A 23,402-nucleotide genomic window follows, 5' to 3' on the forward strand; every position below is an offset into this window, starting at 1 on the left:
ATTGGAATGGCAGAACATAATAAACTAGGAAAAGAAGGAGAAAAATTAGCAAGTGAATTTTTAGAGAGGAAAGGGTATACTATTCTCGAAAAGAATTTTAGATATCAAAAGGCAGAAATCGATATCATTGCTAAGAAAGGCAATGTAATCATAGCGGTAGAAGTGAAAACAAGAAGTACTCCAGAGTTTGGGGATCCTCAGAATTTTGTAAAACCAAAACAAATACAATCATTGGTAAAAGCAATTGATCACTATGTTATAGAGAATGATATGGACGTAGAAATACGTTTTGATATTATTGCCATTATAAAAAATGCTTCAGGAACCCGAATTGAACATCTCGATGATGCATTTTATCATTTTTGATGAGAAATTATTAAATAAAAATAGATATTATATACGATGAACTTTCGCAAACTTGGAAATTCGAATATGGAGATCAGTGAAATCTCTTTTGGATGTATGTCTCTTCAGGAAAACTCATCAGATGAAATAAAGTTAATTCAAACGGCTTTCGATAAGGGGATCAACTATTTTGATACTGCTGATTTATATCAAAATGGGGAAAACGAGATGCTTTTGGGAAAAGCAGTAAAGAGTTTTCGTGATCAAATTATTATTGGAACTAAAGTAGGAAATCAAATTAAAGAAAATGGAGAAGGTTGGGATTGGAATCCAAGTAAAAGATATATCATTAAAGCAGTTGAAGATAGTTTAAAGAGGTTACAGGTCGATTATATAGATCTATATCAATTACATGGAGGTACGATCGACGATCCTATTGATGAAACCATTGATGCTTTTGAAACATTAATCAAACAGGGAAAAATAAGGTACTATGGAATTTCATCTATTAGACCGAATGTCATTAGGTCTTATGTGCAAAAGTCTAATATTACAAGTGTAATGATGCAGTATAGTCTTTTGGATAGAAGACCCGAAGAATGTTGTTTAGAGTTATTACAGGAAAATAATATCGGTGTTTTGGCAAGAGGCACTTTGGCCAAAGGATTATTGGCAGGGAAACCAATAAAAGAATATTTAGATCATTCAGTTATGGAAGTGGAACAAAATATTGAAAAATTAAAAGATGTATCCAAAGATAATCTATCCCTAAAAGAAGCTGCGATACAATTTGTGCTCAAAAATTCTGCTATAAGTTCATCTGTGATAGGTTTTAGAACAAAAAAGCAATTACTAGATTGTTTAGAAACATTAAAGTCACCTTCATTTTCTGATGTAACGTATAAGAAATTACTAAATACGATCTCAATGCATCGTTATAAGAATCATAGATAAAATTAGTTAAAACAATGGTTAAAGTAGTATGAGTGTACCCAAACGTACTACTTGATTTTAAAATTTGGTTAGTTTTGAAATAAACGAAAAATCTCCAACATGAATTCTTTCGGAATTATTGATTTGTTACTTTTCTTAGGAATTAGTCAAGGTGTTTTTCTAGCAATTACGCTCTCATTACTGCATAATAGAAATAAATCAGCTAACAGAATTTTATCATTGCTATTGCTTATTGCTTCTATTATGTTAATAGGAAGGATATTTTATCCAAAATTTTCTGGAGTTCTCTTCTTTAGAATAGCATGTTTTGTAGACACATTGATTTTTATTTTTGGTCCATTATTGTATGTCTACATTAGGAGATTAACTTTTTTAGAATCGCCAGTATATCGAATGTCGTTGTATCATTTTATTCCAGCATTTCTTCATCTTGCTTTTTTTGGTTGGACACTATTTTATTCTCAGGAAGAAGTATTAAAAATGATACAGAATGGAGATTTTGGAATGATTTATTTTATTGTCGAAACCCTAGGCTTAGTTAGTAATCTTATGTATACTATTTTGTCTTATGGTTTATTACAAATCTATAAGAAAGAGGAAAAAGCAAATCTTTCATATTCTCAAAAAGTCCAAAAATATATTGAGATGTTTTTGATAGGTATTTCTATTTTTATGATTTTATGGGTTATAAGTTATCTGAATAGTTTCTTTATTAGAAGAAGAGAATTGGCTTTTGTAAGTTATCATTTAATTTGGGTTTCGATACCTGTTTTTATTTATATAGTTGGTTTCTTTAGTTTAAAACAGCCAGAGGTTTTTAGAGTTCCTATACAGAAGAAAAAAAGAGAAATAAAGCAGCGATTGTCGGGAAAAGAGTTAGAGCAGCTCAAGAAATCTTTGGAGGAGTTAATGGTTGCTAAAAAAATATATCTTAATAATGAACTTACGTTAAAAGATCTTGCTCAGGAATTGGGTACTACTACCAATAATGTTTCTTGGTTGTTAAATAATATTCATCAATGTAGTTTTTACGACTATATCAACCAATATAGAGTTCAGGAATTTATTTCAAAAATTCAGAATGGAGAACATTTTAAACACACGATTTTGGCCTTATCACTAGATTCTGGTTTTAATTCTAAATCTACTTTTAATAAGGCATTTAAAATGGTTAAGAATGATACTCCAAGCAATTATATTAAAAGTTTAAAAACTAGCTAAAAGCGTTTCATAGTATACACTCGGTCGATTTGAGGAGATTTTTGATTCAATTTTGAAGTAAACCTTAAAATTAAATCAAATGAAACGAACAGTTAGTTATTTTTTTAGTCTTCGAAAATTAAGATATACTCTTATTACGTTATTGGCTCTTCTTACATTTTTATTGCTTTCTTCATGTATATCAGGAGAAGTGCCAAATATTAGTACTTCCGTAGAGACAGTAGTAGAAGGTTCCTTTTACGATGGGTTGGCGATTGATCGAAAAGGGAATTTATACGGGTCTGATTTTGTTGGAAATACCGTTTATAAAATGAATCCGGATAGAGAAGTTACCGTATTTGTAGATGGATTAGTTTCTCCTAACGGTATTGGAATTAACAAAAAGAATGAAGTATACGTTTGCGATCATTTTGGAAATACTATTTATCAATATTCTGAAGATGGAGTCCAATTAGATAGTATTCCTGCAATTTCTCCAGCAGGAATCAAAAGAATACCAGGAACAAATGATATGTTATTTGTTGAATATAATACGAATACTATCAATATTTTATCAGAAGATAATATAGTAACCAAACTATATGAAGGAACACCGATAAATGGACCTGCAGGAATAGCATTCGATAAAAGAGGAGATGCATATATAGGAAATTTTAATGATAGAAAGATCTATAAGTATAAAGATGGTGATCTTACTTTTATTGCCGAGTTACCTGCAACGGCTGCGAATGCAAATTTCCTTGGATTTTTAACATATGCACGAGGTTTTCTTTTTGCTACACAACTTGGAGAACACAAAATCTATAAAATTAATCCTAATAAAGAGAACGAATTTGAGGTGTTTGCTGGAAGTATTTTAGGAAATAACGATGGTGATATTTCTGAGGCTACGTTTAATTTTCCAAACGGAATTTTGGCTAGTAGAAATCAGAAGACTTTATATGTTTCTGATGCAGGAACAAGTAATCTTCGAATTATAGAAAGTAGTATTGAATATTAATCTTAAATCAAATAATTATGTTAAAGTCAATTTTAAAATTAGATGGGGTAAAACAAATGAATAAAGAACAAAAAAGAAGCGTAAAAGCAGGTTTTGGCTCACAGATTTGTGTAGAAGGTAGTGCTTGTAGTTTCGGAAGTTTTGGACCAGTACCTTTTTTACCTTGTATGCTTGGGGTTGAAGATGAGGAGCTTCAATGTGTAAATGGAGTATGGACAAGAGTGTAGTTTTTTATTCAAAAGGATCTTTCATGAAAATTTTTTTGGCATATGAAAGATGAGAAAAAGGTATTTTTAAAATATTAATGAAATAAGGGAATTTTCCTCTTTTTTATTTTGTACCTTATACCAGAATTCAAATAATCTTAAAACAAATTATTATGTTAAAATCAATTTTAGCTCAACAGGGAGTAGAACAATTAAACAAACAACAACAACAAACAGTAAATGGAGGAAGCGGTAATTTGAATGATTTTTGTCACTCAGATCAAGAGTGCTGTTATCCACTAATCTGTGCAGGATGTTTATGTAGACCTGTAGGAGGACCAGTATAGAAAAAAGGCTAATTCAAATATTTTAAAGTCCAGAATATGAAAATATTCTGGACTTTAAATTATAAAGATGTTTTCCAAGCGGTAAAAGACCAAAGCCCATTCTCAAAGAAATTTATAGACATTTTCTCTCTTTCTTTATCGAAGCTAAACCTAACAACAATATCTTCAAATGGGAAAAAGAAAGTATCAGAAGCTGAAGGATTAACCGTTAATTTCATACCATCTGAAAATATTATTTTAATTCCTTTACCATCTTTTTCAACCATAACTTTGCCAATAAATCCATTTTGATAGTTGCCTGTATAATTATCTAAAACAGTATCATCTAAAGGTATTTCTATTGGTTTAGACGATATATGTTTTTTGTCTTTAGCCTGAATTGATTTTAGATTGCTGAAACTGTAGGAGACATTACCCCTTGATAGAAGATCATAAATGTTTGTTTTAATTATTGTATCTGGATCATGTTTTGAAAAAAACCAAATCTCTCTGGTAGTGAGATTTTGAATATTCGAATACATGGTGGCTCCATTTTTTTGAGCGGTTTCTTTGCATATTAAGGTCATAGTGGATAAACTAGCTCCAAGTTCGGATAACTTCGAAGTAGCAATAGGATATCTCCAACAAGAAGTACTTTTTTCTTTGCTACAAACATCAAAATTTGTTGATACTAAATGGTTACCATTCGTAACTAATTTGATACCAGACGCACTTATGATTGCGAAATGTCCTTGTTTATCTGCTACATGCATTTGGGCACTTGTAAATCCGTTTTGAAACCAATAGGTGTCAAAGAATTCAATTACTTGTGTTACAGTGCTAAAATTTCCTAAAATGAAAGGTAATATGGCATTGTCACCCTTTGGAAATACTTTTTTAGAAGTAGGATCGAAATTTTCGACATTTGGTATAGCATTAAAGTCAAAAGTTAGACCAGCTTCATTCATTCCTCCTTGCATTTGTCCTCCTTGACCGTATTTTGGGGATAGATAAGATAATGTATAATATCCATATTTTTCATCCTTAGATTTTGGATATACATTTATAAAATTAGCAATTCCAAAAGGACCATCCTCATTATTTGCATTCCATACATGTCCATTTCTTGCTATTGCGCTTACTATTGTACATGGTATAGCTGAAATAGGAACGCCAAATAAAATAGTAAAGAATACTATTGTTTTTAAAATTGATATTGTTTGATTTTTCATGCTCCTAAGATTTTTCGGTTATAAATATTTTAGCAATTGCGTATACGTTTTCAAATAGATCTGCAGATGTTCCATTTTTATTGGCTAGCATTGATATAGATAGGTTATGCTCTGGAAATAGCATTAGTAATGAAATAGATCCATTAGCAATACCGCCATGATGCCATATATTAATTTTTGTACCATTTTCGAATATGTCTTTGGTGTCATTTCTCCATCCAATAGCATAATTTTGTTCATTGATTTCTGAATTGTTTAGTAGTACTGGTGTAGTAAGCAATTCTCTGGTTTTTAGGTCAAAAAGACGATGATTTATAAAAGCGTTTCCTAACTTAACCAAAGCTGTAGGAGATGCTAAGTATCCTCCACCAGCCCATTTATTGCTGTTGTTTACCGGATACACTTCTTTATACTGTTGGTCTTGTACCTCGTAAAATTTTGCCGCATTTTTTATGGTTTCAGAAGTTTCTTCTTCAATATATTTTACTTGTAAAGGATCAAAAACAGATTCTTTCATAAATTTCGGGAATGCTTTTCCAGTAGCTCCTTCTAGCATAGCACTTACTAATGTATAATTATAGCTGCTGTAACTAAACTGTTCGCCAGGATCAAATAATAATGGATCATCACTAAATAATTCAAGACCTTGTTCCACACTAGAAAACGAGTCGTTGTTATAATATTCCCAAACTGGAAAGCAAAAGCAAACTCCGTAGTTTCGTATTCCTGATGTATGAGACGCAAGCTGTTTTAGTGTCAGTTCTCCAAGATGATTTTTTATATAAGGAACTAGTTGTTTTACCTTTTGATTCAAGCGAAGTTTATTTTCTTGAAGAAGAACTCCAATTCCTAAGGAAGTTACAGCTTTAGATGTACTTCCGATTCTGAATTTAGTATTTGGGTCAACCAATGTTTTGTTTTCAATATCTTGATATCCCATTGCGTTAGACCAAATTACCTTGTTATTCTGACCCACAGCAATCGATACAGCTGGTGCATTTAATCTTTTATAGATAATTTTTAAAATACTATCAGCTTTTTGTTGCGTAAGATTTTGATATGTATGTATTGGGTTTAATTCACTTTTGTCTGGAGAATTATTCCACCCAGATGCATACGTAAAAATAGGCTCGAAAAAGAAGTAACTTAATAGTAATAAGATTATAATCGTTATAAATATGATCGCTTTTTTCATGATAGTTTCTGATTAAAATTGAGATAGGTTTTCTAGTCATTAAGAGCTGTTCTTAATGAGTAGGAAGAATTCTTAAGAATTAAGAATGTTATTCTAGATGAGTTTCTTGTTGTTTGGCTTTTATCATTTCGGAAATTCTATACAACAGAATAATTTCCAAGATAATAGTTGGAGTGAGTAGGAAATATCCAAGAACCCCTAATAATACTGTTGCCATACATCCGTAAGCAATGATTTCGAAGATTCCTGTAGTTTTGGCTAGCATTCCTAAAGCATTTTGTAATCTAATTACAGAAATACCAAATAGAACACCGATAATACCAATGGATACACTATGAGCACCTACGATATACATAGTGTCAAATTCTCCAAGATATATGGATATGATATCATAACTATAGAAAATGATTGTCATAATTGTTAAGATAAAAGCTATAATTCTTAACAGATAGTTTTTGAAAATTTTGCCAGATAATATAAATCCCCGCATAAACAAGATAAATGAAGCTAGCACTGTTAATTTAAGAATACTATAGATTGCATTAGATACAATCATTGAATTATCAAAGTATCTTGCATAGTCAAAAGCAAACTCAACGAAGCCTAATATAAAATAGATGATTCCACTAATCCATGAGATGGTAAGCTGTCTATTTAAGAAAGAGGCTTCTTTACTATCGTCAATGTCTAATAGAAATAGTTTTTTAAATTCTTTGGTTACCTGAGAATCTCTTGTTTGGATGTCTTCTAGGTCATAATCCAAAGCGGACAATATGGTTTTAATAGTGTAACTTCTTGGTGTTACCTCTCCTGCTTCTATGCGTTGAATGGTTCGAACACTAATGTTACATTGTTCTACGAGTTCTTCTTGAGTTAACCCTTTTGATTTTCGTAATTCGGATATTTTTATTCCTAATGCTGGCTGTTTCATGATTTTTAAGTTTTTAGATTCTGTAGAAGTAGTATTCCCTGCAGTAGAATGACTAGAACTTGTTTTCATTTGATACAGCAATATTAGGTGTATGAGATAGTATCTCAAATTTTTACGCTTGACTTTGACCCGACATTAACCTGACATTTCAGTTATAATGCAGTGTTCGAAGATTTTGCTAGGTTTATTTAATTTTGAAATATAGGAATTATTTCGAAGTATTTTGATCTATCCTAATAAGATATTTATACATGATAGCGTAAAAATTTGTATAAAATAACAAAGGAATATTTGAGACTTTGGGGGGAAGTTTGTTTTAGGGGTTTTAATTAAGCACACATCTTTAATTCATATAGATAATTTTTAACCTCTATAAACATTGCTTGTTTGCTGTAAAAACTATCAATTCCTTTTGAAGAATGATAACCGAAGGCGTAATTCATAGAAAACTCCTCTATGTCTATTAATTCTGGATGATTCTTATAATTTTCTATTTCTTCGGAAAACTGTTGTTTTAAACTTTTAAAATTTATAACATATAATTTAGTAGTATCTAAGTCTTCTATAAGTTGGTAAACATTTTTGCTGATTTTTTTTGCTGACTTCCACGATCCTTCTAAAAAACTAAATTCTTCTCTTTTCATAATCTTTCAAGTTGGTTAAATTATTATAAGACTAAATTAGAAATTAAAAGAGTATTGTTTCGTTCGTTAAAGACAAGATACAACAAAAGTGTCGATGAAACGACATTTTTTATCGATAAAATGAATTATATGAAGCTAAATGTTATTTTTTACGTTTATGAGTCTTCTTTATCTTTTAAAATGTATTGAAGTGGTTGTAGTACTTTTAATGCCTTGTCTATAGAATTAATATGATCGAAGGTTAGTAGTAATCGTAGTCCATTTCTTGTGTTTTTTTCTTTCATCTTACACTTAGTAGGATTTTTTTGTACAAATTGAAGTACTTGGCTAAATGCAGGACTTTGATAGAAACTAGATTGTTGATCACTAATAAAATATCCAATCAATTTATTTTGTTTCATAATCACTTTCTCAATTCCGATACTTGTAGCAATCCACTTAATACGTACCGAATTCAAAAGATCAGTGGCTTGATCTGGTAATTCTCCAAAACGATCTATAAGTCGTTTTTCATAAGCTTGTAGTCCTTCTTCATCTTTGATCTCATTAAGCTCTTTATATAAGTTAAGACGTTCTGTAATATTATTAATATAACTATCAGGAAACAACAATTCGAAGTCTGTATCGATTTGGGTATCTTTTAGATAGACTTTTTCTTTGGAGGTGTCCTCATATAATTCTGCGAACTCATTTTCTTTGAGCTCCTCGATAGCCTCATTTAATATTTTTTGATAGGTGTCAAATCCAATTTCATTAATAAAACCACTTTGTTCTCCACCTAATAAATCTCCTGCGCCTCTTATTTCTAAATCTTTCATTGCAATATTAAATCCGCTACCTAACTCGGAGAATTGTTCTAATGCAGTAATTCTTTTTCTTGCATCATCGGTCATTGCAGAATACGGAGGAGTAATAAAGTAACAAAAGGCTTTCTTATTACTTCTACCTACACGACCACGCATTTGATGTAAATCAGAAAGCCCAAAATTATTGGCGTTATTGATAAAAATAGTATTGGCATTAGGTACATCCAATCCACTTTCTACAATAGTAGTAGAAATTAATACGTCGAATTCTCCATTCATAAAAGAAAGCATGAGACTTTCTAGTTTTTTACCATCCATTTGTCCGTGTCCAACAGCCACCTTAGCATCAGGTACTAAACGTTGTACCATTCCGGCTACTTCTTTAATATTTTCTATTCTATTATGAATAAAATATACTTGTCCTCCTCGTTGTATTTCATAACTAACGGCATCTCTGATGCTTTCTTCATTAAACCGAATAACATTGGTCTCTATTGGGTAACGATTTGGTGGAGGAGTAGTAATGGTCGAAAGATCTCTCGCCGCCATTAAACTAAATTGCAATGTTCTTGGAATAGGAGTTGCCGTTAAGGTTAATGTATCTACATTTTCTTTAATAGTTTTTAGTTTATCCTTTACCGATACACCAAACTTTTGTTCTTCATCGATAACTAACAATCCAAGATCTTTAAATTTTACATTTTTATTTACTAGTTGATGCGTTCCAATAATGATATCTACTTTACCATTGGCTAGGTCTTCTAGGGTTTCTCGTTTTTGTTTAGCAGTTCTAAAACGATTCACATAATCGACAACAACTGGAAAATCTTTAAGTCGTTCTCTAAAGGTTTTTGCATGCTGAAAAGCAAGGATGGTTGTGGGTACAAGTACCGCAACTTGTTTTCCATTATCTACTGCTTTAAAAGCAGCTCTTATCGCCACTTCTGTTTTACCAAAACCAACATCGCCACATATCAGACGATCCATAGGTCTTTCGCTTTCCATATCAGCTTTTACTGCTTCTGTTGCGGTGCTTTGATCTGGAGTATCCTCATAGATAAAGGAAGCTTCTAATTCATGTTGCAAATAACTATCAGGGGCATACTGAAATCCTTTTTGTAGTTTTCTTTTTGCATATAATTGAATTAAATTAAATGCTATATGTTTTACTCTGGCTTTTGTTTTTTGTTTTAGCGTTTTCCAAGCTTTAGAACCTAATTTGTAGATCTGTGGAGCTTTGCCGTCTTTACCATTAAATTTCGAAATTTTATGAAGGGAATGGATACTAAGATATAGGACATCACGCTCTCCATAAATGAGTTTGATGGCTTCTTGTTTTTTACCTTCAACGTCTATTTTTTGTAAACCACCAAATTTTCCAATTCCATGATCAATATGGGTTACATAATCTCCAACTTCGAGATTGGTAAGTTCTTTTAGCGTAATCGCTTGCTTTTTGGCGTACCCACTTTTAAGATTGAATTTGTGATAACGCTCAAAAATTTGATGATCTGTATAACAAATAATTTTTTGATCATGGTCTATAAAACCTTGATATGCAGAAAATACTACAGTTTCATATTGTTTAACGTCTAAATCAGCATCATCAAAAATATCATGGAAACGTTTTGCCTGTTGTTCGCTAACACAAAAGATATAGTTTTTATAACCCGCTTCATGATTTTCATTCAGGTTTTCAATTAATAAATTGAATTGCTTATTAAATGAGGGCTGAGGTTTTGTATTGTATTTTATAGCATAATCAGCTTTGGTAAAAGGTCGATTGCCAATTTCTACTAATGTAAAATCTAAAAGTTGTTTTTTGATAATTTCAGAAGAAGTAAATAGTTCTTCTGGAGTTGCATGTTTGATATCTTCTGATAATGTTTTAAAGGCCTCTTTAGCTTTTTCATAATTTTTGTCAATTCTTGAAGATAGTAGATCAATATCTTTGACAAAGATTACTGTTTTAGAAGCTATATATTTTAAGAAACTTTCACGAGTTTCTTGTATGGCTTTATTCTCTACATTGGGAATAATAGTGATTTTCTTAATTTGATCGGTAGACAATTGTGTTTCTACATCAAAAGTTCTAATACTATCTACTTCATCACCAAAAAATTCTATACGATAAGGTTCATCATTACTAAATGAAAAAACATCTACAATTCCACCACGAACCGAAAACTCTCCGGGTTCTGTTACAAAATCGACTCTTTGGAATTGATATTCGAATAACACTTCATTTACAAAATCCAATGACAATGTATCGCCAATCGAAATTTTTAGCGTGTTCTTTTCTAGTTCTTTTCTGGTTACTACTTTTTCGAATAAAGCATCTGGGTATGTAACAATTAGAGCAGGTTTTTTTCTGGAGTTAATTCTATTTAATACTTCGGCTCTAAGCAACACATTCGCATTATCAGTTTCTTCGATCTGATAAGGACGTCGATAACTTCCGGGATAAAAAAGTACATTTTTATCTCCCAACAATTGTTCTAAATCATTAAGGTAGTAGGCAGCTTCTTCTTTATCATTAAAAATGCATAAGAAAGGTTTTTCACTTTTGTGAAAAGCATCTTCTATGGTAAAGGATAATGATGACCCAACAAGACCTTGAATGTGTGTTTTACTTTCAGACTGGGCAATAGCAGTTCCCAGTTTCTGCAATTGCGGAGACTGTGCAAAAGTTTGCGAGATAGCTGTTTTACTCACGTAGCAAATATTTTAAAGCAAATATAATAGCTACATAGTTGTATCCAAAAAATATAGCTGATTTATAAGGAAAACTGAGATAACAATTTTTCAAAATCCTTTTCAGAATTATATACATTACAAGATACTCGTATGGCATTTCCTCTGTAGGAAACAAAAATTTGTTCTTTTTTTAGATTAGCTTTTATCTTTTCTAAACTCAAATGCTCCGGAAGATATATGCCAAATAAGTGATGTGCTCTATAGTGATCTTCTTCTATAAAACAATCTAGGGCTTTAAGTTTATCAATAGTTGCTTTAGAAATGTTTTTAGTGTACTCCTGAATATTTTTAGGTTGCCATTCGATCAGTTGTTCGATGGCTTTCGTAAGCATTGGAGTTAATATAAAATTGCTAGATTCTCCAACGGAATATCTGGCTGCTTTTTCTTTATACCGATCTTGATAATTAGTCAGTCCAGAAAAATCTTCACTATTATGTCTGTTCATCCAATTGTGCTCTATAGGCGTTCCATTGCTAAAAGCATCACTGTAATATGCCATTCCAATGGAATAAGGACCTAATAACCATTTGTATCCTCCACAAATTAGGGCATCCGGTTGTATCTCTTCTACAGAAAATGGCAATGCACCAATACTTTGCGTTCCATCAATGACCATCATAGCATTTACAGCTATTGTCTTTTCTCTAATCGCTTGGAGATCAAACAAAGTGCCATCTGCCCAATGCACATGTGGTAAAGCAATTACAGCTGTGTTTTTCGAAATAGCATCTAAAATAGATTGATTCCATTTTTTACCACGATTGTTAAATTCTTTAGGAGGATATACAATTTTTATAAGTGCATTATTCTTTTTAGCTACTTCTTGCCAGATATAAACATTACTAGGAAACTGTTCATCTACCAAAATGATTTCATCTCCTTTTTGTAGTGGAACATTATTCGCAGCATTCGCGATTCCGTAGGATACAGAAGGTATGATTGCGGTATTATGATGGTCTGGTGCATTGATTAACGATGCGAAACGTTTTTTTAAAACTTCTCTTTGGCTAAAAAAATCTTCAGGTAAAATTTCATAAGGTTGTGCTTTTCTTTGCACAGCAGAAATACCAATATCTGTTACCGATTTTAATTGTGGAGACATATACGCTCCGTTGAGATAAGTTATTTCTTCAGAAAGATCAAAAAGATGTTGTTGGTTTTGCATGGTTTATGATAGAAGTTATGTCTTATAGAAAGTAAAGTAAAGGTTTAAATTGATTAAGACTTTTATGCTAAGAATACTTTAACTTTTGCTAGGGTCATTTTTTTAAAATTAAGCTTAGCTTGCGAATCAAATATCAAATTTTTATGTCAAGAATAACAGTTCTAAGTTTTCTTTTATTTGCGAATTTGCTCTTTTCTCAAAAGGTAATACAGGGAAAAGTTGTTGATTTTAATACCAATGAACCACTGGCTTTTGCAACCATAATTCTTGCTGATGATACTACTAAAGGTACCATTGCAGATATTAATGGTGATTTCTTTTTTAGCGTTAGTGATCAGCTTACAAAATTAAAATGTAGTTTTATTGGTTATCAAGAAAAAATCATAAGTATAACCGATACTGAGTTTGTGAAAATTGAATTGGTTCCCAAAGAAAATCAATTAGATCAAGTTGTTATTTCTTCGTCAGAAAATCCAGCAAATAGGATCATTCGAAAAGTAATTGAAAACAAAAAGATCAACGATCCTGAAAAATTGCGATCATTTACATACAAATCTTATAATAAAATTGTTGCTGATCTAGCTTCAAAAGCCCATAAAGATTCTGTGCTTTTGTTAAAAAGTTTAAAGGGTGGTCATGTAGCACTTATGGAAAGCGTAACAGAAAGAAAGTTTTTAAAGCCTAATTTTAGTAATGAAAAAATTATTGGAACAAGAGTTTCAGGTTTTAAAAATCCCCAATTTGCATCTTTAGCAACAGATATACAACCATTTTCTTTTTATGGAAACACTATCTCACTTTTTGAGATTAATTATTTAAATCCAATAGCATCAGGAAGTTTAAAAAAATATAAGTTTTTTCTAGAAAAAAGCATTCTTAATAAGAAGGATACAACGCATATTATTTCTTTTGAACCGAAACCCAATAAAAACTTTCAAGGTCTAAAGGGTGTTATTTACATTAATACAAACAAGTATGCAATTCAAAATATCATAGCATCACCCTATGAAAAAGGAAAGATTGATCTGAAAATCCAACAAAAGTATCAATTGCTTAATGATTCTGTTTGGTTTCCAGAGCAATTAAACTATAAATTATATCTGCCTGATTACCCAGATAAAAAGAATAATTTAGTTATGGATGGTAAAAGTTATATCTATGATATTTCCCTTTATAAACGTTTACAAAAAAAGGAGTTTCCATTAGAAGTTGTTTCTATAACTAGTGATGCTACCAAAAAAGATAGTGTTTTTTGGGATTCAAATCGAAATAAGGCACTAAACAAAAGAGAAAAAATTACATATAGAGTATTAGACAGTTTGGGTGAAAAATTAAACTTCGAAAGGTATTTAGAGCTTTCTGAAAGTTTAATTGACGGTAAGATTCCAATTGGACCTATTGATCTTGAATTAGATAAAACATTTGGATTTAATAAGTTTGAAGGTTTTAGGCTAGGTACTGGTCTGTATACAAATAAAATGTTTCATAGTCGTTTTGGTTTTGGAGGTTTTATTGGGTATGGTTTTGATGATAAGGATTGGAAATACGGAGGTGAAGTCAGCTATTTGGTATCAAAAAAGAAGGACTTTTCTATAAAATATAGTTATCAGAACGATCTAATAGAAGTTGGAAGTTATGGAAAAGTAAAGAGAGATTTGGAGGTTGCGAATTTTAGAAATTATATAGGGTTTACTTACGATAAAGTAAGAAGACATTCATTAGACATTCAATTTAGGAGTTTAAAATATCTCACAACAAATATCTCCTTTCAGCAATCATTAGTATCTCCGAGATATGATTCTGAATTTATTATGGATCAAACAAGTCTCAGAGATTACACAAATACAAATCTTACGATTCATTTACGATATGGATATAAAGAGAAAATTGTAAACTCATTTAACCGAAGATTTGTAATGGGTAGTAATTATCCAATAATTGGAATATACTATGATAGAGGATTTAGTGGTATTTTAGACAGTGATTTGGATTACAATAAACTTACTGGATACATATCACATTCTTTTACTACTAAAAATTTGGGAACCACAATGTATAAAATAGAAGGAGGATATGTGGATCAAGCGGTACCGTTTGGATTATTGATTACTGGTGAAGGAAATTTTGATGGAGATTACCCATTTTTTAGTAAAAATTTATTTCAAACAATGACGCCTTATGAATTTGTTTCCGATAGATATGCACATTTATTTTTATCCCATAATTTTGAAGGTTTGTTATTTAAAATTGGGAAGTTTCAGCCTGATATTGTGATTCATCAAAATATAGGTTGGGGAGACCTAATTAATGATGACAATACATTTACTCCATTTAGCACCATGGAAAATGTTTTTTTAGAAAGTGGTTTGGAATTAAAAAGCTTATTGAAGTTCAACTATTTGAATTTAGGATATGTAGGTTTTGGTGTAGGTGGTTTCTACAGATATGGGTTTTATTCAAATGAAAATTTTGATGATAATATTGCTTTGAAATTAAATATGAGTTTTAAGATCAAATAATTTATGAATGCACTAAAATAACTTCCTTTTGGGTAATAGCATATATGTTAACTTTTTCTATAGGTTCTAGGATATGAGTACCAGTAAACTCTCCAAAAGCAGGCAGTATCAGTTGATGTTCTGTTTGATAAAAACAAGGTAATCGTAAACGCTGCTTGCCTAGACCACCTAGTAGCACTCCAGGATGAATATGCCCGCAAAAATTATAATGACCATCTCTTTCCTCTGGATGATGACTTAAGAGGAAATTATCTATCAGTATTTCTGAAGCTACTTTTATACCAATTTTCTCATATTTAAATGGAGAAATAATATCATGGTTACCAACAACAAGAACAAATTCTATGGTAGATCTTTGAGAAATCCAGGCTTCGAAGACATCCCATTCGTTATTCAAGTAACTATGAAAAAGATCTCCTAGAAAACAGATATGTGAAGGATTAAATACGTTTATAACATGATCTAATTGTTGAAAGTTTTTTTGGATTGCATTTTGTGGAACGGCACTACCATGCTTTCTAAAATGCGATACTTTACCAAGATGAAGATCTGCAATCAAAAGCATATTTCTTTCTTCCCAAAATATAACTCCAGAAGGATGTAAAATAAATGATTGATGTCGTATTTGTATTTTTTCCAATTTCTAAAGGAATACTAATGAGTTTATTATTTCTTAGATAACAAAGCTACCATCTTTTTGATACGATCTTCTAATTTTTCACTAGACATTTTTTCACGAAGTCGATCTGTAATAATTGGAAAAGAAAGAGGAGTTGCTTTTTTACAGGATTTCCAGACGATTTTTTGCTGCTCAATTCTTTCTAATGCTTGTTGTAAACGTCCTTCTTCCAACTGATGTTCGAAGGTTTCTATAAAAGCCTGTTGGTATAGAAGATTGTCTGATTCAAAATCTCTAAAAACATTAAATAATAACTGAGAACTGGATTGCAGATGCTTGTTTTTGAGCATTTTTTCTGGATATCCTGTAAATACCATCCCAGAGATCACAGCAATGTCTCTAAATTTTCTTCTAGCCATTTCTGTAGCATTTAAGCTTTTCTGAAGATCGCTATGCATATATTCTTTGGTAAAAAGATCATTATCGATCACTTGCTGCATATCTATTTCCTGATCTGATAATAACTCAAAACCATAGTCATTAAAAGCTATGGAGAAAGAAATGGGGGATAAGAGGCTAATACGATAGGCTAATAAACTTCCTAAAGCTTCATGAACAAATCTTCCTTCAAAAGGATAAAAAATTGCATGATACCCTTCTTTAGTTTTAAAGGTTTCTATTAAAAACTCTTCTGGACCAGGAATGATACTTTCTTCTTCTTGCTTTTTAAATATGTGAGATAATGCGATTAATTCTGGAGACTTTTTTTCTTCGTTAGTAGCCTTGTATAATTCATTACGAAGCAATTCAGACATTTGAGAAGTAAGTGTTAATCTTCCTCCCATCCAGCTTGGGACTTTAGAGGTTCTTTTAGAAGATTTTCGAACCAATACTTTCATTTCCTTAATCCGAACAAGTTCGAGGTTTCTACCAGCAAAGGTAAATACATCACCTGGTTTCAATTTAGAGATAAACCACTCTTCAATACTACCAATATAACCACCTTTAAGGTACTTCACAGTTAGAACTGCATCGCTTACAATAGTTCCAATCTGAAGGCGATGACGCATGGCGATTCCTCGATTATTAACTTTAAATAATCCATCTTCCAGAATTTCTACTTTTTTGTACTCATCATATTGTTGCAAGCTTTGACTACCGATGGTAATAAAATTAAGAATCCATTTCCAATCCTCTTCAGAAATTGCCTGATAGCAAAAGGTACTTTTGATTTCTGGGAAAATGGTTGCAGGATGGAAACCATCAGAAACAGCCAGTGTGGTAAGATATTGCACGAGTACATCAAAACTATTCAAATAAGGAATACGATCTTCTACTGTATGTTGCTGAACAGCTTGTTGCAAGGCAGAAGCTTCCACTAGTTCTATAGCATGAGTTGGTAAAAAATAAATCACACTGGTTTTACCAGGTTGATGACCACTGCGACCTGCACGTTGTAAAAAGCGCGCTACTCCTTTGGGTCCACCAATTTGAATAATGGTTTCCACCGGAGCAAAGTCCACGCCTAAATCCAGACTAGAAGTACAAACCACGGCTTTTAGTGATTCATTTCTAATGGCTTGTTCTACCCATAAACGCGTTTCTTTATTGATACTGCCGTGATGCATGGCCATTTCTCCCGCAAACTCGGGATACTTTTGTAAAATTTTCTGGAACCATATTTCGCATTGACTCCTTGTGTTGGTAAATAATAAAGTCGTTTTACTCTTTTTAATAATGGGCACTACCTCATCCAATAAGTGAATCCCTAAATGGCCTCTCCAAGGAAAGGTTTCCATTTCTTTAGGAATAATACTCTGAACTTTAATTTTCTTTTTGATATTTGCTTTTATGAGAATCGAATTCTCTAATGCTTCTGATTGATGACCTAATAATACTTCTCTCGCTTGTTCCAGATTACCAATAGTTGCTGAAATTCCCCAAATACGAAGATCTTTTGCAATAGTTTTAAGTCGAGATAAAGCTAATTCAATTTGTACACCGCGCTTGGTTCCTAACAATTCGTGCCATTCATCGATAACAATAGCACTGCAATTTTTAAAAGTTTTATCATATCCTTTGGAAGCAAGCAACAGTTGAAGACTTTCTGGAGTAGTAATTAGTAAATCCGGCATGGACCGTTTTTGGGCTGCTCTTTCTTTTTGTGAAGTATCACCCGTACGAATTCCTACGGTAAGTTGTGTACCTAAGTCTTCTGCAAATCGTTCTGTGGCTTGCTTGATTTCTTGTGATAATGCTCTTAATGGAGTAATCCATATGGCTTTTAAACCTTTTTTATGTTTGTTTTTATAATCAGGGTTTTGTTTGATGTAATTGAGAACAATCGGTACCCACAACGCATAAGTTTTTCCACTACCTGTCGGAGCGTTTAACAATCCATTTTTACCCTGTAAAAATGCTTTCCAACTTTGTTTCTGAAAAGGAAAAGATTTCCATTGCTGTTGTTGAAACCAGGATTCTGCTATATGAAAGAGTTCCTTTTGTGTCATGAATCCTGTATGTTGCTTGGAATTAGTGTTTTTAAATCTTCTAAAGAATTGGCTTCTTCAATTTTTTTATCTTGTCGCCATCGTAAAATACGAGGAAAACGGGTAGCAACACCACTTTTATGTCTTTTAGACAGAGCAATTCCTTCGAAAGCTATTTCGAAAACTAATTCTGGAGTAACACTTCTTACGGGTCCAAAGCGCTCTAGTGTATTTGCTTTAATAAATTTATCAACTTCTCGAAATTCTGCATCGGTTAATCCAGAGTATGCTTTTGCAAATGTTACGAGTTCCGTTTTGTCATCATTCCATAATCCGAATGTGTAATCCGTAAATAAATTAGATCGCCGACCATGACCTCTCATGGCATATGTAAGTACGGCATCTATCGTTAATGGATCTACTTTCCATTTCCACCAATCTCCTTTTTTACGTCCTACCAAATAAGGAGAATCTTTTCTTTTTAACATTAACCCTTCGGATCTTACTAATCTAGACCTATCACGTTCTTTTGCTAGTGCTGACCAAGAAGTAAAGGTCATTTTTTCTGATAGATGTAAAGGAATTTTATGTTCTTCGGATGTTTGCAGGCTTAAAATATCCTCATATAAAGATTCTAATAATGCTCTTCTTTTAGAAAAAGGAAGGTTTCGAATATCTTTTCCTTTCCATTCTAACAGATCATACGCTTTTAATATCACAGGCGTTTTTTGTAGTAAATTTTTAGAAATGGTTTTTCTACCGATTCTGGTTTGTAGATCATTAAAAGTTCCAATTTCTCCGTTAGGAAATGGTAAAATTTCACCATCCAGAACGGTTCCATCAGGAATGAAATCTAAGAACTGTTGAAATTCTGGGTATTTGTCAGTAACCAATTCTTCGCCACGACTCCAAACAAAGATTTCTCTATTTCGAATAATAATTTGTGCCCTAATTCCATCCCATTTATGTTCCGCATACCAATCTGAGATATCTCCTAAATCAAAAACTTCATTTTCTACAGCATACGCTAAATAAAAGGGATAAGGTTTAGAAAGAAAATCAGATTCCTTTTCTTCTAATACTAAATCCTGAAAGGAAATAGTATTTGGATCCCAATTTCCCATAAGCTTATACGCTAAAATATCCTCATCAATTTGTGTGGCTTTTGATAAAGCTCGTGTCATTAATTTTTGACTAACTCCAATTCGAAAACCACCAGTAATTAGTTTGGTAAATACAAAACGTTCATAGTAATTTAAAACCTTCCAGTTTTCATGAAGGTATGTCTTTTTTTCTTGCTCGGTTTTCTTTTTAAGAGTAATCATTTCTTCAAGAAATTGGGTCAGCGTTTTTGTAGTGCTTTTTGTGGAAGATGGAATTACCAAAGCAATGGTTTCGGCAAGGTCCCCTACAATGTGATAAGATTCTTCGAACAACCAAAGTGGAATATTAGCTAGTTCTGAAGCCCATGTTCTTAATAAGGTAGTATTTACAGGCCTAGGAGGTCGTCGATGCGAGAGAATAGCGATCGTCCATACTTTGTCTTTTTCCGGTGCTTGCTCAAAATAGGTGGCTAGCGCATTTACTTTTACGTTTGTTTTATTGGTACTGTCTAAAGTTTTGATAAGGTTAGCAAATAGTTTCACTCGATAACCTCACTTTCTTTTTTGGTATCTATTTCAGCAAGTTCACCTTCGTATTGTGTTTTCTCTGTTCGAGCATCGTACCCTAATTCTCTTAGATATTTTGAAAATATCTCAGTGTATCCGTGTGTGGTAATAATTTTGGTTGCTCCTGTTTCTTTGATAGCTGTTAGTAATCCATCCCAATCGCAGTGATCAGAAAGTACAAAACCTTTGTCTATCGCTCTTCGTCGTCGTGCTCCTCTAAAAGTCATCCATCCACTTGCAGATGCAGTAACATACGGAACCATTTTTCTGATCCAGGTACTACCATGTGCACTTGGTGGAGCGATAACAATATTACCAATAAAATCTTCTTTTTTGGTATCTCTTGTTACCAAAGTTGTCTCTGGAAAGGAAACCATTGGGCGAATAACATTTGTCATATTTTCTATGGCTCCATGGGTATAAATTTTACCAATTTCTGGATTTAAATATTTTAAGAGTCGTTGTGCTTTTCCCAGAGAATACCCAAAAAGAATGGATGTTTTACCTTCGGATTTATTTTCTGCCCACCAATTATTAATATCGTTAAAAACATCTTTTTGAGAAGCCCATTTAAACGCAGGTAATCCAAAAGTACATTCTGTGATAAAAGTATGGCATTTAATAGGTTCGAAGGGAATTGAGATTCCATCATTTTCTACTTTATAATCTCCTGTAAAGACCCAGATTTCACCTTTATGCTCCACTCTGATTTGTGAGCTGCCAATGATATGACCAGCAGGATGAAAGCTAAAGGTAACATTATTGATAGAGAACATCTCTCCATATGTTTTTCCGGTAACATTTATATCTCCTAAGCGATGTTTGATAATAGGGATATTCGTATGGTGTGTTATATATTGTTTGTGTCCCCATCTGCTGTGATCTGCATGACCATGAGTAATGATTGCTTTATCTACAGGTTTCCAAGGATCCAAGTATACTTTTGCAACAGCACAATAGATTCCCTTTTCTGTAAATTCTAAAAGTGGTCTAGATGGCATAAGGAGTTAGAACTATATTCCTATTGTTTTTTTGGAAATTACGGAATACTGGTTTTACAAAAAAGTGTTTAGCGAAATATTAGGAGTTGTTGATGTTCTTTCTTTGGGTCTTATTTTGCAGAATGGTTAATATAGATTCCCCTTTTTCTTTTTTTTTGTCTATTTCTCTTTGTATAATGAAAGAATTGTTACCTCATCTTAGTAGGGGTTTAATTGTTTGGTATTTAATTGTTTAGTATTCGATTTCATAAGTTCCAATTCCATGAATTGGAAGCGCGTCTTTTTGCTTATTGATATTTTGTGAAGCTATATTTGATCTCATAATATTGAATAAAGAATTTTGGAAAATGACTTTCAGAGGGCTAAAAAATATGAAAGAGATTAGCGATCAAGAAATGCGAGAAGGGATAATAAGTGGAAATGAAATCATCATAAGGTGGTTTTATCAAAAGAACTTTCCCATAGTCAAAAATTATATTCTTCTAAATGGTGGTTGTTTGGAAGACACCGAGGACGTTTTCCAAGACGCGTTGCTATTATTATATCTAAAGTTGAGAAACCCAGAGCTCAAGATCAGGTCTCCAATCCAAAATTATTTTTATGGTGTTTGCAGAAATATGTGGTTAAAGAGAGCGAATAGAAACAAGAAATTGTTGTTTATGGATCTTTGGAATAGTTGTTATCTACAATATGAAGATTCAGCAATCATAGAGCAGATTTTTCAGAAAGAACGTAAACAACTGTTTCACGCGTATTTTACTAATCTACAGGATACAACAAAAAGGTTGTGGCAGCTAATTTTTGAAGGGAAAGATTACCAAGAGATGGCTCGAATTACTGGATGTACAGAAAATTACTTACGTAAAAAGAAAAGTGAGACTAAAAAGAGTATGATACAAAGTATTTCCAAAGATCCTGTTTTTAGAGAATTAGTGAAAATATAAAAAGTACTATAGTAGACATATTCCTTGAGTGTCTTTAACTGTTCAGGGAGAAAACAATTTTAAATATTTTATACGATGAATAAATTAAGAAAATTAAACGGGGTAAAAACAATTTCTAAAAGCAATCAACAAGCTATTAATGGAGGATTTGGTTGTCCTATTTGTCCTGCAGGAACCTGTTCTCAATTGGACTTTTTCACAGGGAAACATGTAGCTTGCGTTCCTTGTTAAGACTTTTAAACAAGCCTAAGAATAAAGCCACTCTTTTTAAGGGAGTGGCTTTGTTTTACTCATGTATTATGAATCTATAGGGTTATAAAATTAATCCCATACACCACATATTCTTATACGAGATTTGCACCCATTGGAACCAGAACAGTCATATGTCCAATCAGTAGGACAATTTTCTTGACTATTACAACCATCAGGAAGTAAAGTAGCATCGTTATGCAAGGTTAAGGTGTTTCCTCCTTTTACATCATAAAAACTACGTTTTTCTAATTTGGCAACCTTAATTTTTTGTAAGCTCAGCTTTTTCCCTTTTTTGTTTTTCATATATATGTTCTTCTTGTTTCAGAAATAAAAGTAATTATTATTCTTTTTGAAAAATTTAATTCATAGAATTTACTACTGTATTTTCATGAAAAAAGTATTTTTTAAAACCTGTAAGTCAATACATTATGTTTGTTATGGTTCTTTAAGGGGCAAGATGAGCGAGTTTTCGTCTTTTTGATAGGATTGTTTAGGAAAAGTAGAATCATTTATTGTATACAACTTTTCTAATTTCTTTTATTGTAAAATATAAATGTTAAATAATAGGTAAGTTATTGGATGGAATAGATTTGAAATTTCTTGTGGATTATTAAATAAAAAACAATCCCGAAACCTTTAAGCTTTGGGATTGCTGTCATATTTTGTAAGATAATTTTCAAAAGTAGTAGAACTAGCCATTTACGGGTTTATAACCACAAAATCTTTCATCAGTTCTACAAATATTAGATGCGTTTACACATCCTGTTATATCACAAGTGTAGTCTGTAGGACAAGTAACAGTTGGGTCTGGACAAGTGTCTGTATTACAATTTGTAGCAGAGAAATCCACTCCAATTTCCGTATCTCCTCCTATGATACTCCGTAAACCGTTTTGATTTAATTTAGCTATTTTAATTTTGTGTAAGCTCAGCTTTTTCCCTTTTTTGTTTTTCATAAATTTTCTCTTTTTGTTTCGACTGTAAAAGTATATATTATTTTATTTGAAAAAATTACTTTTTCTGTATTAGCACTGTATTTTCACGGAAAGAACACTTTCAAAAAACTATAAATCAATTCATTATGCTTTTTTGGGTTTTAGAACCTTTAAAAGAATAACATGGGTGA

General features: G+C 32.1%; 21 protein-coding genes. 9 read left to right on the top strand and 12 right to left on the bottom strand.

Translation table 11 applies throughout. From position 1 onward, the window contains the following. Positions 1 to 6: 6 nt before the first annotated feature. The 6 genes from Q1B37_RS00955 (at position 7) to Q1B37_RS00980 (ending at position 4,073) form a co-directional block, all read left to right on the top strand. Positions 7 to 366 carry a YraN family protein gene (locus tag Q1B37_RS00955; protein ID WP_299894417.1) on the top strand — a complete coding sequence of 120 codons (360 nt, stop codon included), beginning with the start codon at positions 7 to 9 and terminating at the stop codon, positions 364 to 366. A 36-nt stretch (positions 367 to 402) separates the two neighbouring features. After that, positions 403 to 1,299, top strand: coding sequence for an aldo/keto reductase (locus Q1B37_RS00960; protein ID WP_299894420.1), 897 nt, complete (start codon positions 403 to 405; stop codon positions 1,297 to 1,299). Between the two features lie 99 nt (positions 1,300 to 1,398). Further along, a complete protein-coding gene (locus Q1B37_RS00965) occupies positions 1,399 to 2,520 on the top strand; it encodes an AraC family transcriptional regulator (protein WP_299894423.1) in 1,122 nt (373 codons plus the stop codon). Between the two features lie 79 nt (positions 2,521 to 2,599). Next, positions 2,600 to 3,520, top strand: a complete 921-nt coding sequence (locus tag Q1B37_RS00970; protein WP_299894426.1) for a hypothetical protein — start codon at positions 2,600 to 2,602, stop codon at positions 3,518 to 3,520. 17 nt (positions 3,521 to 3,537) lie between these two features. Then, a complete protein-coding gene (locus Q1B37_RS00975; RefSeq protein ID WP_299894428.1) occupies positions 3,538 to 3,747 on the top strand; it encodes a hypothetical protein in 210 nt (69 codons plus the stop codon). A 152-nt stretch (positions 3,748 to 3,899) separates the two neighbouring features. Next, positions 3,900 to 4,073 carry a hypothetical protein gene (locus Q1B37_RS00980; protein WP_299604331.1) on the top strand — a complete coding sequence of 58 codons (174 nt, stop codon included), beginning with the start codon at positions 3,900 to 3,902 and terminating at the stop codon, positions 4,071 to 4,073. A gap of 59 nt (positions 4,074 to 4,132) precedes the next feature. On the opposite strand, the gene Q1B37_RS00985 is transcribed toward Q1B37_RS00980, so the two are convergent. The 6 genes from Q1B37_RS00985 to Q1B37_RS01010 form a co-directional block, all read right to left on the bottom strand. After that, on the bottom strand, positions 4,133 to 5,284 hold the full coding sequence (locus Q1B37_RS00985; protein WP_299894430.1) for a hypothetical protein: 1,152 nt from the start codon (positions 5,282 to 5,284) through the stop codon (positions 4,133 to 4,135). A gap of 4 nt (positions 5,285 to 5,288) precedes the next feature. Then, positions 5,289 to 6,479, bottom strand: coding sequence for a serine hydrolase (locus Q1B37_RS00990; RefSeq protein ID WP_299894434.1), 1,191 nt, complete (start codon positions 6,477 to 6,479; stop codon positions 5,289 to 5,291). Positions 6,480 to 6,567: 88 nt separating this feature from the next. Continuing rightward, positions 6,568 to 7,479, bottom strand: coding sequence for a helix-turn-helix transcriptional regulator (locus Q1B37_RS00995; RefSeq protein WP_299894437.1), 912 nt, complete (start codon positions 7,477 to 7,479; stop codon positions 6,568 to 6,570). A 260-nt stretch (positions 7,480 to 7,739) separates the two neighbouring features. Then, the gene (locus Q1B37_RS01000; RefSeq protein ID WP_299894439.1) at positions 7,740 to 8,054 is read right to left on the bottom strand and encodes a hypothetical protein; all 315 of its coding nucleotides are present in this window, start codon (positions 8,052 to 8,054) and stop codon (positions 7,740 to 7,742) included. 155 nt (positions 8,055 to 8,209) lie between these two features. Further along, complete coding sequence (mfd, locus tag Q1B37_RS01005; protein ID WP_299894442.1) at positions 8,210 to 11,575, bottom strand: transcription-repair coupling factor; 3,366 nt, start codon at positions 11,573 to 11,575, stop codon at positions 8,210 to 8,212. Between the two features lie 62 nt (positions 11,576 to 11,637). Further along, on the bottom strand, positions 11,638 to 12,783 hold the full coding sequence (locus tag Q1B37_RS01010; RefSeq protein ID WP_299894444.1) for an aminotransferase class V-fold PLP-dependent enzyme: 1,146 nt from the start codon (positions 12,781 to 12,783) through the stop codon (positions 11,638 to 11,640). Positions 12,784 to 12,926: 143 nt separating this feature from the next. Here Q1B37_RS01010 and Q1B37_RS01015 point away from each other — a divergent pair, with 143 nt between their 5' ends. Beyond that, positions 12,927 to 15,302, top strand: a complete 2,376-nt coding sequence (locus tag Q1B37_RS01015) for a DUF5686 and carboxypeptidase-like regulatory domain-containing protein (protein WP_299894447.1) — start codon at positions 12,927 to 12,929, stop codon at positions 15,300 to 15,302. Position 15,303: 1 nt separating this feature from the next. On the opposite strand, the gene pdeM is transcribed toward Q1B37_RS01015, so the two are convergent. Genes pdeM through Q1B37_RS01035 form a run of 4 tightly spaced genes read right to left on the bottom strand, consistent with a single transcriptional unit; the run spans position 15,304 to position 21,081 of the window. Continuing rightward, entirely contained in the window at positions 15,304 to 15,942 is a 639-nt protein-coding gene (gene pdeM / locus Q1B37_RS01020) for a ligase-associated DNA damage response endonuclease PdeM (RefSeq protein WP_299894450.1), read from the bottom strand. 26 nt (positions 15,943 to 15,968) lie between these two features. Further along, positions 15,969 to 18,431, bottom strand: coding sequence for a ligase-associated DNA damage response DEXH box helicase (locus Q1B37_RS01025; protein WP_299894453.1), 2,463 nt, complete (start codon positions 18,429 to 18,431; stop codon positions 15,969 to 15,971). Then, positions 18,428 to 20,056 carry an ATP-dependent DNA ligase gene (locus tag Q1B37_RS01030; RefSeq protein ID WP_299894456.1) on the bottom strand — a complete coding sequence of 543 codons (1,629 nt, stop codon included), beginning with the start codon at positions 20,054 to 20,056 and terminating at the stop codon, positions 18,428 to 18,430. Before Q1B37_RS01030 ends, Q1B37_RS01025 begins: the two co-directional genes overlap by 4 nt. Further along, complete coding sequence (locus Q1B37_RS01035) at positions 20,053 to 21,081, bottom strand: ligase-associated DNA damage response exonuclease (RefSeq protein WP_299894459.1); 1,029 nt, start codon at positions 21,079 to 21,081, stop codon at positions 20,053 to 20,055. Before Q1B37_RS01035 ends, Q1B37_RS01030 begins: the two co-directional genes overlap by 4 nt. 371 nt (positions 21,082 to 21,452) lie before the next feature. On the opposite strand from Q1B37_RS01035, the gene Q1B37_RS01040 reads away from it, so the two are divergent. Continuing rightward, on the top strand, positions 21,453 to 22,025 hold the full coding sequence (locus tag Q1B37_RS01040) for a sigma-70 family RNA polymerase sigma factor (RefSeq protein WP_299894462.1): 573 nt from the start codon (positions 21,453 to 21,455) through the stop codon (positions 22,023 to 22,025). 75 nt (positions 22,026 to 22,100) lie between these two features. Then, positions 22,101 to 22,256: a hypothetical protein gene (locus tag Q1B37_RS01045; protein ID WP_299894465.1), complete on the top strand. Its 156-nt coding sequence runs from the start codon at positions 22,101 to 22,103 to the stop codon at positions 22,254 to 22,256. Positions 22,257 to 22,346: 90 nt separating this feature from the next. Here Q1B37_RS01045 and Q1B37_RS01050 read toward each other — a convergent pair whose 3' ends face one another. Beyond that, positions 22,347 to 22,580 carry a class I lanthipeptide gene (locus tag Q1B37_RS01050; RefSeq protein WP_299894469.1) on the bottom strand — a complete coding sequence of 78 codons (234 nt, stop codon included), beginning with the start codon at positions 22,578 to 22,580 and terminating at the stop codon, positions 22,347 to 22,349. Between the two features lie 388 nt (positions 22,581 to 22,968). Beyond that, positions 22,969 to 23,232: a class I lanthipeptide gene (locus Q1B37_RS01055; protein WP_299894472.1), complete on the bottom strand. Its 264-nt coding sequence runs from the start codon at positions 23,230 to 23,232 to the stop codon at positions 22,969 to 22,971. Positions 23,233 to 23,402 lie beyond the last annotated feature (170 nt).

Origin of the sequence: uncultured Aquimarina sp. (assembly GCF_947492965.1) — a bacterium.
Lineage (GTDB): Bacteria > Bacteroidota > Bacteroidia > Flavobacteriales > Flavobacteriaceae > Aquimarina.